Source organism: Providencia sp. UF-224, from assembly GCF_058245955.1.
In genome coordinates this window covers 46182-59979 of record NZ_JBSICC010000025.1, presented here as the reverse complement: position 1 = coordinate 59979, position 13798 = coordinate 46182, and the positions used below count along the sequence as shown (strand labels likewise).

At 42.9% G+C, this 13798-nt stretch carries 12 protein-coding genes and 4 tRNA genes; 11 read left to right on the top strand and 5 right to left on the bottom strand.

Annotated features, from left to right (window positions below):
* The 5 genes from AC4IFO_RS18405 to AC4IFO_RS18385 all read left to right on the top strand — a co-directional run bounded on the left by AC4IFO_RS18405 (position 1) and on the right by AC4IFO_RS18385 (position 2271).
* A tRNA-Gln gene (locus AC4IFO_RS18405) sits at positions 1-75 on the top strand.
* 31 nt (positions 76-106) lie between these two features.
* A tRNA-Gln gene (locus AC4IFO_RS18400) sits at positions 107-181 on the top strand.
* 50 nt (positions 182-231) lie between these two features.
* A tRNA-Met gene (locus AC4IFO_RS18395) sits at positions 232-308 on the top strand.
* 12 nt (positions 309-320) lie between these two features.
* Positions 321-395, top strand: a tRNA-Gln gene (locus AC4IFO_RS18390).
* A gap of 520 nt (positions 396-915) precedes the next feature.
* A complete protein-coding gene (locus AC4IFO_RS18385; protein WP_490736558.1) occupies positions 916-2271 on the top strand; it encodes a dicarboxylate/amino acid:cation symporter in 1356 nt (451 codons plus the stop codon).
* A 63-nt stretch (positions 2272-2334) separates the two neighbouring features.
* Here AC4IFO_RS18385 and ubiF read toward each other — a convergent pair whose 3' ends face one another.
* Complete coding sequence (gene ubiF / locus AC4IFO_RS18380; RefSeq protein WP_490736556.1) at positions 2335-3522, bottom strand: 3-demethoxyubiquinol 3-hydroxylase; 1188 nt, start codon at positions 3520-3522, stop codon at positions 2335-2337.
* A gap of 322 nt (positions 3523-3844) precedes the next feature.
* On the opposite strand from ubiF, the gene miaB reads away from it, so the two are divergent.
* The 5 genes from miaB to lnt all read left to right on the top strand — a co-directional run bounded on the left by miaB (position 3845) and on the right by lnt (position 9635).
* Entirely contained in the window at positions 3845-5275 is a 1431-nt protein-coding gene (gene miaB / locus AC4IFO_RS18375) for a tRNA (N6-isopentenyl adenosine(37)-C2)-methylthiotransferase MiaB (protein WP_490736554.1), read from the top strand.
* Positions 5276-5368: 93 nt separating this feature from the next.
* Entirely contained in the window at positions 5369-6367 is a 999-nt protein-coding gene (locus AC4IFO_RS18370) for a PhoH family protein (protein WP_490736570.1), read from the top strand.
* Entirely contained in the window at positions 6368-6835 is a 468-nt protein-coding gene (gene ybeY / locus AC4IFO_RS18365; protein WP_490736552.1) for an rRNA maturation RNase YbeY, read from the top strand. It begins immediately after the preceding gene.
* A 383-nt stretch (positions 6836-7218) separates the two neighbouring features.
* Positions 7219-8103, top strand: a complete 885-nt coding sequence (gene corC, locus AC4IFO_RS18360) for a CNNM family magnesium/cobalt transport protein CorC (RefSeq protein WP_219249496.1) — start codon at positions 7219-7221, stop codon at positions 8101-8103.
* Positions 8103-9635, top strand: a complete 1533-nt coding sequence (gene lnt, locus AC4IFO_RS18355; protein ID WP_490736550.1) for an apolipoprotein N-acyltransferase — start codon at positions 8103-8105, stop codon at positions 9633-9635. Before corC ends, lnt begins: the two co-directional genes overlap by 1 nt.
* A gap of 55 nt (positions 9636-9690) precedes the next feature.
* Here the strand turns inward: lnt and AC4IFO_RS18350 are convergent, their stop codons facing one another.
* Positions 9691-10614: a diacylglycerol kinase catalytic domain-containing protein gene (locus tag AC4IFO_RS18350; RefSeq protein WP_490736568.1), complete on the bottom strand. Its 924-nt coding sequence runs from the start codon at positions 10612-10614 to the stop codon at positions 9691-9693.
* Positions 10614-11633, bottom strand: coding sequence for an SPFH domain-containing protein (locus AC4IFO_RS18345; protein WP_273827577.1), 1020 nt, complete (start codon positions 11631-11633; stop codon positions 10614-10616). Before AC4IFO_RS18345 ends, AC4IFO_RS18350 begins: the two co-directional genes overlap by 1 nt.
* A gap of 151 nt (positions 11634-11784) precedes the next feature.
* On the opposite strand from AC4IFO_RS18345, the gene AC4IFO_RS18340 reads away from it, so the two are divergent.
* Positions 11785-12498 carry an NUDIX hydrolase gene (locus AC4IFO_RS18340; protein ID WP_490736547.1) on the top strand — a complete coding sequence of 238 codons (714 nt, stop codon included), beginning with the start codon at positions 11785-11787 and terminating at the stop codon, positions 12496-12498.
* Between the two features lie 46 nt (positions 12499-12544).
* On the opposite strand, the gene AC4IFO_RS18335 is transcribed toward AC4IFO_RS18340, so the two are convergent.
* Positions 12545-13075 (bottom strand): protein K, encoded by a 531-nt coding sequence (locus AC4IFO_RS18335; protein ID WP_490736545.1) that lies wholly within the window; start codon positions 13073-13075, stop codon positions 12545-12547.
* A gap of 111 nt (positions 13076-13186) precedes the next feature.
* Positions 13187-13687, bottom strand: coding sequence for a protein disulfide oxidoreductase (locus tag AC4IFO_RS18330; RefSeq protein WP_490736543.1), 501 nt, complete (start codon positions 13685-13687; stop codon positions 13187-13189).
* Between the last annotated feature and the right edge of the window lie 111 nt (positions 13688-13798).

The window sequence follows — 13798 nt, the reverse complement described above, 5'->3', positions numbered from 1 at the left end:
TGGGGTATCGCCAAGCGGTAAGGCACCAGGTTTTGATCCTGGCATCCCCAGGTTCGAATCCTGGTACCCCAGCCATCTTAAATCATCAATAGTAGAATTTCCCGGATGGGGTATCGCCAAGCGGTAAGGCACCAGGTTTTGATCCTGGCATTCCCAGGTTCGAATCCTGGTACCCCAGCCATCTACTTCCCTTCCTACGTTGCAAAATTCACGATTAAAGAAATTAACAATGGCTATGTAGCTCAGTTGGTTAGAGCACAACACTCATAATGTTGGGGTCACAGGTTCGAATCCCGTCGTAGCTACCATTTCTTTGTTGTTGGGGTATCGCCAAGCGGTAAGGCACCAGGTTTTGATCCTGGCATCCCCAGGTTCGAATCCTGGTACCCCAGCCATCCTTCTCTCTCTTCCTGATATAATTTTTTCAATTCTCTTATTTTGATTATCACTTTTATTGATAAATTAAACCAAGTTTAAAAAATTAGGTGATAAATCCATTTTTTTTACTGAATCCCATTTTTTTGCACAGTTATTTGCATGTTTATGCATATTTTCAGTCGAAACGCACCCTTTATTAGTACTTTTTATTTTATTAAATCCCGCGCTTACTAATTAACCAGTAGCTTAATCGTTTAAAATGTTAACCATGCAACATTTCACCTATAAAATTTACCTTTACATAACTTTTCTATTAAATCTGTGACTTTAATCATTTCTATTTAACTGTTGAAAGTGGTAATCTGCGCTCGAATTGTAGTTAGGTATGATTGGTGGCTAAAAGGTTTATACACTTAAGTCGCCAGAAAACTCACTCCCATCTTCCGTTCCATTAATTAGTTCTCAAAAACTCAAATAAAAGTTTTAAACCTAATAATTATAAATTGCCAAAACGCAACATTTTTACAGAGAAAATTTATGCGAAACATGATAAAGCAACCAATATATAAAATCTTATATGTTCAGGTCATCGTAGCCATCGCCTTAGGTATCGCGCTAGGCCACTTTTTCCCAGACATCGGAGAATCATTAAAACCACTTGGTGATGCATTCATCAAAATCGTTAAAATGATTATCGCGCCTGTTATCTTCTTAACTGTGGTAACGGGTATTTCAGGCATGTCAAATATGAAGGCTGTGGGTAGCGTTGCGGGTAAAGCAATGCTTTATTTCATTACCTTCTCAACTATTGCACTCATCATTGGTCTCATCGTGGCGAACGTTATTCGTCCCGGTGATGGCTTAAATATAGACCCTGCAACCCTTGATAGTGCCAAGGTAGCAGGTTACGTTGCCAAAGCACACGAATCTTCTATTGTTGGCTTCTTGATGAATATCATCCCTGATACCGTCATTAGCCCATTGGTAAACGGTAACATTCTTCAAGTTCTGTTCATTGCGGTTATCTTCGGATTAGCATTAGCAGCAACAGGCAAGCACGGCGAGCCAATTGTTAAGTTACTGCAAAACTTCTCTGAGCCCGTCTTCAAAATGGTTGCGATGTTAATGAAACTCGCACCAATCGGGGCATTCGGTGCAATGGCGTTTACCATTGGTAAATATGGAATTTCATCTATCGGTAACTTAATGATGCTGATAATGACGTTCTATATTACCTCTCTCCTGTTTGTCATTTTAGTCTTAGGCGCAGTTGCGAAATATAACGGCTTCTCAATCATTGAATTGATTAAATACATCAAAGATGAGTTGTGGTTAGTTTTAGGTACCTCTTCTTCTGAAGCGGCACTGCCAAGCTTAATGAGAAAAATGGAGCACGCAGGGTGTGAAAAATCCGTTGTGGGCTTAGTGATCCCAACCGGTTATTCATTCAACCTTGATGGTACCAACATCTATATGACTATGGCGGCACTGTTTATCGCACAAGCCACCAATATTGAGCTCACCATTTGGGAACAAATCTCCTTGCTGCTCGTTGCCATGATCAGTTCAAAAGGTGCCGCAGGCGTAACAGGTGCAGGGTTCATTACCTTAGCCGCAACGCTGATGGTTGTGCCAAGCATTCCAGTTGCAGGTATGGCCTTGATTCTTGGGATTGACCGCTTCATGTCAGAGTGTCGTGCATTAACCAACTTAGTCGGTAATGCCTGTGCATGTATCGTGGTTGCTCGTTGGGAAAAAGAGTTAGACACCGAGAAACTGGCTCATGCATTCTCAGCGAAAAATGAAACGTTAGACTCCGTTATCACTGAAGATGACAGTATCAACACAGATGTGCCAAACGTTCAGCCTGTTGATTTAGCAAATAATAAATAATCTGCTGGATTGATAAACAAATAGGCCGCTAATCAGCGGCCTATTTTTATTGTTGGTGGTTATTTATAACCCTAGCGCATATTTTAGCGCGAGTTTTTTCGCTTCACCGGCCCTTTGAGCCGCCATCAACCCAAGGTTTCTAAACATTTTTAAGCCGGGTAGATTCTCGCTAAATGCCATATAAAATACATCCATCCCTGCTTGCATCACCAAATTATCAGGCAAACGACGGCGCTGGTAGCGTTTTAAAACATCCACTGAATACCAAGGCTGCAAATATTCACGCGCATAGCTCACCACATTCAGCAAGCTCTCTACATCACGGTAGCCTAAATTAACCCCTTGCCCTGCTAACGGGTTGATCGTATGCGCAGCATCACCAATCAGCGCTAAGCCATCCATCACATAGCGGTTAGCATGGTGGCGCGTTAAGGGGAATGCCCCTGATGCAATCGCAGTCACCTTACCCAAGCGCTCAGGAAACGCTTCAGAAATCGCACCAGTGAGTTGTTCCATGGACATACTCTGTAAGCGCCTGATCTTTGCAGGGCTGTCATACCAAACCAATGAAGCCCAATTATCATATAACGGTAAAAATGCACGCGGCCCTGAGGGAAAAAACTGCTGCCATGTTTTGTCTTGCTGAGGTTGTTCGGTTTGAATGGTAATCAACATACAAGATTGGCGATACTGCCAGCCGCGGCTACCGATCCCTGCCATTTTGCGCACTTGGGAGTTTGCGCCATCTGCACCCACAACCAATTTCGCCTCTAACAGGCGGTTATCATCAAGCGCTAATCGCCACTCTTTTTGGTTTTTAGGTTGATATAAATTCACCAACTTTGCAGGGCAAACTAACTCTAAGTTGCTATATTTTTCGCATTCCTGCCACAAAGCGAGCTGTAACACTCGGTTTTCAACCATAAAACCGAGCTCAGGTAAACCTAAGCTTTGGGCGTCAAACACCACATTGCTTTCAGGCTCCTCCCATGTTTCCAACTGGCGATAAGGAACACTGCGCATGGCTTCAACATGCTGCCATGCACCGAGTTGCTTTAATAATTCGACGGATGCACGGCTAATCGCCGAAATGCGAACATCTGGGGTACTGTGTGGCTCAAATAGTGCAGGTTGTGCCTTTTCAAGCAAAGCCACCTTCATCCCTTCTTGGGCAAAGCCCAATGCCGCCGCTGCGCCTGTCATTCCCGCGCCGACTACGACAACATCATAAGATTCGATTTGTTTATTCATCACATTGGCCACTATTTACGAATTGATTGCCGTATTGTATCGAAAATTTATTGCCCTCGCAGACAATATCTCCACTTGAACTCTAGTCACTGAAGCCCCAAATGAATACAATACGTCCTAATTTTTAAAACAATAGGCAAATTGCCTGCCCTTAAATTTCGTGAAGTGATATTATTTCTCGCTATCTTTGCATTTATTCCATCATACAATGATGTCCTTAATCAAAATGCAAACGAGTTCCCAAAAGAGGGTAGGACTTTGGATTTACAACGCGTTTCGGGGTCCATTACACTAGCCGCTTCGAAAACACCGGATATACGACATGTCGACGAATAAAAAGTTATACATTAAAACGTGGGGCTGCCAAATGAATGAGTATGACTCATCCAAAATGGTCTCTTTATTAGAAAGCACCCACGGTTATCAGCTAACTGAAGTTGCTGAAGAAGCAGATTTACTCCTGCTTAACACCTGCTCAATTCGGGAAAAAGCCCAAGAAAAAGTCTTCCACCAGCTTGGTCGTTGGAAGTTTTTTAAAGATAAAAACCCTGACATCATTATTGGTGTCGGTGGCTGCGTGGCATCCCAAGAAGGGGATTTTATCCGCCAGCGTGCGCCAAGTGTTGACATTGTTTTTGGTCCACAGACATTGCACCGCCTGCCTGAAATGATCAACCAAGTACAAGGTACTCGCAGCCCAGTTATTGATATCAGCTTCCCTGAAATTGAGAAGTTTGATCGCCTACCAGAACCGCGTGCTGAAGGCCCAACCGCATTCGTTTCTATTATGGAAGGCTGTAATAAATACTGCACTTTCTGTGTGGTGCCTTACACCCGTGGTGAAGAAGTCAGCCGCCCTTGTGACGATATCTTATTTGAAATCGCGCAATTAGCCGCACAAGGCGTACGTGAAGTTAACTTGCTGGGTCAGAACGTTAATGCTTATCGCGGTGAAACTTTTGACGGCGAAATTTGCTCATTTGCAGAATTACTGCGTTTAGTCGCCGCTATTGATGGTATCGACCGTGTTCGCTTTACCACTAGCCACCCAATTGAATTTACTGACGATATCATCGAAGTTTACCGTGATACGCCTGAATTAGTCAGCTTCTTGCACCTGCCTGTACAAAGTGGTTCTGACCGCGTTCTGACAATGATGAAACGCGCTCACACTGCACTCGAATATAAAGCCATTATTCGCAAACTGCGCGAAGCGCGCCCAGGTATCCTGATCAGTTCTGACTTTATTGTTGGTTTCCCGGGTGAAACGACTGATGATTTTGAAAGAACAATGAAACTGATTGCAGACGTCAATTTTGACATGAGCTACAGCTTTGTCTATTCAGCACGCCCAGGTACGCCAGCGGCGGATTTACCTGATGATGTCACTGAAGATGAGAAAAAACAGCGTCTATACTTACTGCAACAACGTATTAATCAGCAGGCATTGAGCTTCAGCCGCCAAATGGTGGGCACCGTTCAACGTATTTTAGTTGAAGGAACATCCCGTAAAAACGTGATGGAGCTTTCTGGTCGTACCGAAAATAACCGCGTGGTAAATTTTGAAGGTACCCCGGATATGATCGGTAAATTTGTGGATGTTGAAATTGTGGATGTCTATACCAACTCATTACGCGGTAAAGTCATTCGTACAGAAGATCAAATGGGCCTTCGCGTTCATGAATCGCCAGCGTCTGTTATTGCACGTACCCGTAAAGAAGATGAGCTAGGTGTTGGTCGTTTTCAACCCTAAGCCACAACCATAGGATATTCAGTGACTGAGACAAAAAATTTGCAAATCGCAACACAAGAAATCTTTCTAGAACCCGCAGATAACCAACGTTTAATGAGCCTCTGCGGGCCATTTGACGATAATATCAAGCAGCTAGAACGCCGCCTTGCTATCGAAATTAATCGCCGTGATAACCGCTTTAAGTTATCGGGTAAGCCGCTGAATGTTCAAGCGGCAAGCAAAATTTTGCGTCAACTGTATGTCGATACCGCGCCTGTGCGCGGTGTTATTCCTGATATCGACCCTGAAAATATTCACTTAGCCATTTTGGATAGTCGCGTTTTAGAGCAATCCGCCGAAAGCGTTCCAGACTACGGCAAGGCGGTGAATATCAAAACCAAACGTGGCGTGATAAAACCTCGCACACCAAACCAAGCGCAATACATTGCCAATATTTTGGATCATGATATTACCTTTGGTATTGGCCCTGCGGGAACGGGGAAAACCTATTTAGCGGTCGCTGCCGCGGTCGATGCCTTAGAACGCCAAGAGGTTCGTCGCATTCTGCTTACGCGCCCAGCGGTTGAAGCGGGTGAAAAGCTCGGTTTCTTACCCGGGGATTTAAGCCAGAAAGTCGACCCGTATTTACGCCCGCTTTATGATGCCCTGTTTGAAATGTTAGGCTTTGAAAAGGTTGAAAAACTGATTGAGCGCAACGTTATTGAAGTGGCCCCACTGGCGTATATGCGCGGTCGGACATTAAATGATGCGTTTATTATTTTAGATGAAAGCCAAAACACCACCATCGAACAGATGAAAATGTTTTTGACGCGAATTGGGTTTAACTCCAAAGCGGTTGTAACTGGAGATATCACCCAAGTCGACTTACCGCGCGGCAGTAAATCAGGTCTGCGTCACGCCATTGAAGTGCTGTCTGGCGTGGATGATTTAAGCTTTAATTTCTTCCACAGTGAAGACGTGGTTCGCCACCCTGTCGTTGCCAAAGTTGTTATGGCCTACGAAGCGTGGGAAGAGCAAGATAGCAAGCGTCGCCAACAATTACGTGAAGAAAAAGAACAGCAAAAAGAGCTGGAAAAGCAGGAAAACCAATAAATGAGTGACGTCATTCTCGATTTACAAATTGCGTGTGAAAACCCTGAAGGTTTGCCTTCTGAAGCACTTTTTGAGCGCTGGTTAGCCGCTGTATTACCTAAATTTCAAGCACAAAGTGAAGTTACAATTCGTATTGTGGATGAAGCGGAAAGCCACCATTTAAACCTGACTTATCGCGGAAAAGATAAACCAACCAACGTGTTATCTTTTCCTTTTGAAGCGCCACCTGAAATTGAACTTCCCCTGCTCGGCGATTTAATTATTTGCCGCCAAGTGGTTGAGCAAGAAGCCATTGAACAGCAAAAAAGTACCGAAGAACATTGGGCACATATGGTGGTTCACGGCTGCTTGCATTTATTAGGTTATGACCATATTGAAGATGATGAAGCCGAGGAAATGGAAGGTTTAGAAACGGAAATCTTGGCAGAATTGGGTTATGAAGACCCCTATCTTGCGGAAAAAGAGTGACCTAACTATAATTTTTTCAGGTGTCTTTGACGAAGAAAGCATTATTTTACAAAAAACTGACGGTAATTTTGCAGATAAACCGTCGGTTTTATGCTAAAAAAGAATGAAGTAAGCTGTTTTTATTAACTAACCAACACTCTAAATACTTTATGTGCTCACTTTTTGTTTAACAAAATAGCACAAGCCAGCCAACAACGCTGCGGTTCGATATATGACGAGTAACGACTATTTAATACTCTAAATAATTCGGATTGCGGCTAGGCGGCCAGCGAGGATACCCGATGAGCATACATAAGTATGTGATTCGGGTAGCCGAGTGCAGCCAACAACGCTGCGGTTCGAAGTATGACGAGTATTTTTTGAGGAAAAAAAAATTAACCGCCATGAGCGACGATAACTCTTCGAGTAGCGATAACCCCGGTCCTAAGAAAGGGTTCTTTGCACTGTTAAATCACCTTTTCCATGGTGAACCTAAAAATCGTGATGATTTAGTCGAATTAATCCGCGACTCAGAACAAAACGATTTAATCGATCCTGATACCCGTGAAATGCTTGAAGGGGTTATGGATATCGCGGATCAGCGCGTGCGCGACATTATGATCCCGCGTTCCCAAATTGTTACCTTAAAACGTAACCAAACGCTTGATGAGTGCTTGGATGTCATTATTGACTCTGCTCACTCGCGCTTCCCTGTTATCAGCGAAGACAAAGACCACATTGAAGGGCTATTAATGGCAAAAGACTTACTGCCATTTATGCGTACAGATGCTGAGCCTTTTAGTATCGACAAAGTCTTGCGCCAAGCGGTTGTTGTCCCTGAAAGTAAACGAGTAGACCGATTACTCAAAGAGTTCCGTTCCCAACGCTACCATATGGCTATCGTTATCGATGAGTTTGGTGGTGTTTCTGGTCTTGTGACCATTGAAGATATTTTAGAGTTGATTGTGGGTGAAATTGAAGACGAATATGACGATCAAGACGACGTCGATGTTCGCCAGTTGAGCCGTCATTCTTATTCTGTCCGTGCATTAACGCAGATTGAAGATTTCAATGACGCTTTCAATACTCATTTTAGTGATGACGAAGTGGATACCGTTGGTGGGTTGGTCATGCAAGCCTTTGGTCATTTGCCTTCCCGCGGAGAAACCATCACAATAGATAATTATCAGTTTAAAGTTGCTATGGCAGACAGTCGCCGAATTCTTCTGCTTCACGTGAAAATTCCAGACGATGCGCCAGTTCCTACTTTGGAAGAAGAACAGACTTAATGAACTCAACGTCTATGTATCAAAGTCAGTGGTTGCGGTTACTGCTGGCTTTATTATTCGGAGCCAGTGGAACACTGGCTTTTTCGCCTTTTGACATCTGGCCTGCCGCACTTCTCTCAATTCTATTTCTCCAACTACTCACCTTAGAGCGCAATGCAAAGCAATCTTTTGCTGTTGGTTTTGCGTGGGGGCTTGGCCTGTTTGGCAGTGGCGTCAATTGGGTTTATGTCAGCATCGCTGATTTTGGTGGAATGCCGGGGCCTATCAACGTCTTTATTGTTATTTTATTAGCAGCTTACCTTTCCCTTTATACTGGCCTATTTGGCAGTTTACTGGCCAAACTTGCCCCTAAAGCCAATATTTGGCGTTTAGTTTTTGTCGCCCCTGCTCTATGGCAAGTCACTGAATTTCTGCGTGGTTGGGTATTAACTGGCTTCCCATGGCTACAATTTGGTTATAGCCAAATTGATGGGCCGATGAAAGCTCTTGCCCCTGTATTTGGGGTAGAAATGATTACATTGCTGTTATTTAGCATCAGTGGTCTGTTAGTGCTCGCTATCCTGCGCCGCAGCTTTATCGCGCTCGCTGTGGCTGCTGTCTTAATTTTTGCTCCATTAATTGCCAAAAATGTTCAATGGTTTACCCCCCTTGAAGACAAAAAAATGGAAGTGGCACTGGTTCAAGGCAATATTCCCCAATCGATGAAATGGGAAGCCAGCTTTTTACAAAAAACCAAAGACACCTATATGGAGCTTTCTCGCCCTTATATTGGTAAAGCGTCTTTGATTATTTGGCCTGAATCGGCAGTGCCTTCCGTTGAGCTCGACAACCAAACATGGCTAAAATCCCTCGACCAATTATTAGCAGAGTCGAACACTCAGTTAATCACAGGTATTGTCGATGCACGTCCGATGGACGGTGAATACACTTTCTATAATACAATCATTGTATTAGGGGATAAAAAACCGTATTTATATCCGTCTAAAAACCGTTATAATAAACACCATTTAGTGCCATTTGGTGAATATGTGCCTTTAGAAGATTTACTTCGCCCTATCGCCCCGTTCTTTAACTTGCCAATGTCGGGTTTTAGTCGTGGCGATTATGAACAAGCGCAATTAGCAGTAGGTAATATTCATCTAACGGCGGCTATTTGTTATGAGATTATTTTAGGTACGCAGGTCAGGGATAACTTTAAACCTGATAGCGACTACTTACTTACTGTTTCAAATGACGCATGGTTTGGAAAATCTATTGGCCCTTGGCAGCACTTCCAGATGGCACGGATGCGTTCTTTGGAATTGGGTCGCCCACTGTTACGCTCAACCAATAACGGTATTACTGCGGTGATTAGTGCGGATGGTTCTATTCAGGATATGCTTCCTCAATTCAAAACTGCCACACTTGCTACAGAAGTAACGCCTACGACAGGGTTAACCCCTTATGCACGTTGGAGTAACTACCCAATGTGGGGAACGGTTGTTATATTTGGTGTGCTTGGTTTTGCGATGAACCGACGCCGTAAGCACTAAGTTATTAATCAGCCTCAATAGTCAATAAGCATCTATTGAGGCTGATGATATTAAACTAAGCAATGAGTTGTCCTTGTATATCCGCAATCCCCACTGTCACAATACATCCCGCGTTAAATTGCAAAAAATCCTCTTCAATGCCATCTGAAAAAATCACGCCGTTATCAGGCATTAGTGACTCCAACGATAATGGGCTATTAGGCTCTATCGTCCCAAACACCCACTTTGTTCCCGTTGTTTTACTTAAGAATGGCTCTCTCACGCTAAACTGTAACTTGCTCTCTCCCCATGCAAACCCATTCCCAAGCGGGTGACTTTTTGTGCCTGTAATAGCTTGAGCGCCTGCTAAAATAGATTGAAACCACCCTGTTGACCCAAGACCTGTCGAAATAATGATCCCTGACGAAGACTGAAACTCTTGCTCACCTTGCCAGTTAAGCAAATACCGCGCTGATGTATGGCTTTTCGGGCCAATAAATAAGTCATTTACCGCTAATAAAGACTGCCCATCGTTCGTTTTCGCCTCAGCAAAAGTCACCGATTTTTGTGCCATTTTCCCTTTTAATGTCTGAGTCACCACATCCCTTAATTGACCGATTTCAAAGGGCAACAACTTACCATCCCACCTTGTAGGGTCTGGGTTGATGGCAATCACAGGTTGGCCTTGCAAGTACTTCAATGTGTTCGCAACCAAGCCATCTTGCCCGATAACCACCACAATATCTTGTTTAGAAAATTGGTAACTTGGTAATAATTTTCTTTCTAATAATTGAAATCGACCTAATGATTTCAATACAGATTCCGCTTGAACTAATTGCCGTTGATATAAATCATGTTCCTGTAAGTAATCATCAACCTCGACATGATTATGCTCTAAATAGAATTTGGCTTGCGGCCATGTATTAAAACGTTCAATCAGCTCTTGTAAACGAGTCTTACGCATGACCAAGACAAAACGTGCATCATCAATTCCTTTCATCATTTAGCCCCTTTTTTCATTAATTGGCCGAATAAATCAGGGGAGATATTAAGCTCACCAATTTTTCCTGCATTTTGTGCTAGTGATTCAAACGCCATCGCCATTAACTGTTCTGGTCCCATTTTGGCCAGCGCTAACGCTTTTAAGTTCTCCACCGGTAACTGGCTGTAGGCTTTCATTTTCGATTCAATGGCATATGCATCCGCATCGGATTGAATACGTTGATTCCCAACACTGAGCGCCACCAATTCTTGGCGTTTCTCTTCGGCATTCACTTGCGCGGTTAGCTCTTCTTGTTCGATTTCAGCGCGTTCACGTAATAATCGACGTTCATTGTCTAACCGCGCCTCTTCGATTTGCTGCTCTTTCGCTTGGACGGAAAGATCAGTTTCTAATTCGGCCTCTTTGATCGTCCTTTCTTGCTCAACAGAGAATTTGCGCCTTGCGTAAATCGCATCATCCGCCTCTTTTAGAATGGACTCCCTCGCCTGCGCTTCAAGTGCTTTCAAGGTTTCCGGTGATGGTGTAATCGCCGCAATAGAGACCTCAAGAATATCTATCCCTAATGAATTGATAACCGACTGTTCTGCTAGCTGCTGGGAAACCAACGTAACTAATGAACGACTAATTAATAATGCATCACGTAATGATGTGCTTTGTATTTTCGCTTGGATCACGGTTTGCGCCGCTCGCACCACTCTGTCACTCATTTTTAACGGGTCTTCGGATGAATAACCTTTCCCGTCTTTGGTTAAGTTAAAATTTAACACATCAGCCGTTTTCTCTGGCTCTTTGACTTGAAATGAGATTTGCCCCTGTACTCGTAAGCTTTGAAAATCAGCGGTTTGCAGATTAAATATAAACGGTGCCTCTTGTGCATTCAGTGGCAAAGCGGCAATCGATGTTTTGTCTGCGTTATACCAAAAACTGATCCCTTTGCCTTGCTTACGTACCTTTCCATTCACTGATTGAATAACAAAAGTGGATGAGTCTGCTTTGAAATATTTAAAGTTAATCATAGTGGAACCCTCATTAATGTCTTTGTGACTTTAATTAATTATTGTCTTATAGACATAAACAAGTCAAGCATTAAATGTCTTAATGACAATAACTTTTTTTGCGTGTATGATTTATCCCTATACTTCATCTTTAACGTTGAGTGGTAACAATATGAATGAAAAAGAGTTTCTTGCTAGCTATGACAGAAAAGATTACTTATCGCCTTTACTCACTGTCGATGCCGTTTTGTTTACTTACCATGAAAACACGTTGAAGGTATTACTGGTTGAACGAGCAAGTTTCCCCGAAAAAGGGAAATGGGGCTTACCGGGAGGGTTTATTGATGAGCAAAATGATCAAACCTTAGAAGAGACGGTGTTACGCAAACTAAAAGAAAAAACAGGCGTGATCCCCCCTTATATTGAACAACTTTGTACTGTCGGCAACCACCAACGCGATCCGCGTGGTTGGTCTGTGACGGTGTGTTATACCGCATTGATCGCTTACCAAGCCTGTGAAGCGCATATTGAAACGGTAGATTCCGTCAAATGGGTGGCGATTGATGAGATTGAGCAGCGCCCCCTCGCATTCGATCACCTTGAACTTTACCAACAAGCCAGAGCACGCTTAACACAAAAATCCCTGTACTCCATTGTGCCAGGCTTTGCTCTGCCAGATGTATTCACCTTAGCGGAGCTGCAACATGTACATGAGGTTTTGATTGGTAAGCCCTTGCAAAACAAGTCGTTTAGACGACGTTTAGAGCAAGCCGATTTATTGATTGATACTGGTGAAAAGCGCCATGAACGGGGTCGTCCTGCTAATTTATATCGTCTAAAGTCTCAATCAGCTGATTACCGGTTTATTCGCAATTTAGAATTTTAGCTATTGATACGCCTGATAAAAACATTATCAGGCGCTATAAAAAAGATTAGTGGCAAATAGCAGGGGTCACTATGTAGGTGAAAACCAATTTATCTGACTTATGGTAATTGTGCGTGATCCCTTCAGGGAACATTTCATGCAGCATTTTCATACCTGCATCTTTACCACAATAGTTTTTATTTAAGATTTCACGCATATTTTGCTGCCAGCTCTTACCTTCTAGAACATCATCAGGAATGCCCTTGATGGTGTATTGGTAAAACAACATACCATTTTGGTTAGCGGTAACTTCCGTCAATAATGTGACGTCGTCAATCAACATCGGCAATGCTTTTGCCATTTCAGTCAAGAAAACATCACGTAATAACGTTGGGTCATCGTCCCCTTTGGCGTTAAATGCATTAATTTTCTCTTCCGTTGAATTGGCTTTTATCTCATCATAGCGTTGTTTTAATTCTGAATTCGCAGTCGTTCCAGATGTTTGTTCAACCGGTTTTTTCTCTTCCACATCAGGGGAACATCCCGCGATTAATACAGCCCCTAACAGTAATCCAACCACTTTTTTAAACATAACCATCCCATTCACCTATTTTATTATTTATATAGCTGAATGAGTCTACCATAATGATATGTATGGCTTATAGGCAGAAAAGTCCCCTTTTTCAATCTAAAGGGGACAATTAAAATATTAGAATGATGCCAACCACATGCGCATTTTTAAGCCATAAGAGCTCGTCCAGCCCGAGGTAAAGCTGACTAATTCACCGTTATCAATCACCATAAATGTTGGCGTTGCACTGACTCCCACGGCATTAGAAAGCTGTCCGTTGATGTCGTTGATGACAGGGAAGGTGAGTTCTTTCTTTGCCATTCCATTGATTAAACGCGGTGTTTCCCCCGAACGTATTGCAACCGAGATAATCGGCATGCCTGATTGACTTAAATCGGATACCGTTGGCGAAGTTAAATTGCAGACCCCACACCATGTTGCCCAGAAATAAACCAATATCGGTTTTTCCTTGCTTAGCTCTGCCAATGAAACGGTTTCACCATTAACTAAAGTGTGTTGCTCTAATAATATGGGCGCAAGGGTTTGTGGTTTGCGCCACAAGTCCATCACTGTAAAAGCAATAAATAAAATAATTGCCAAAACAATAATTTCTTTAGACCACTTTTTCAGTCTATTCATAAGGTTATTAACCACTTAGTTTTCAAACAGCTCAAATTTAATGTATAGGAAACCGAAGCATTTAATCGAAATTAATGCTTTGCTATTTAGAAAAAATAATTGTTTCCTAAT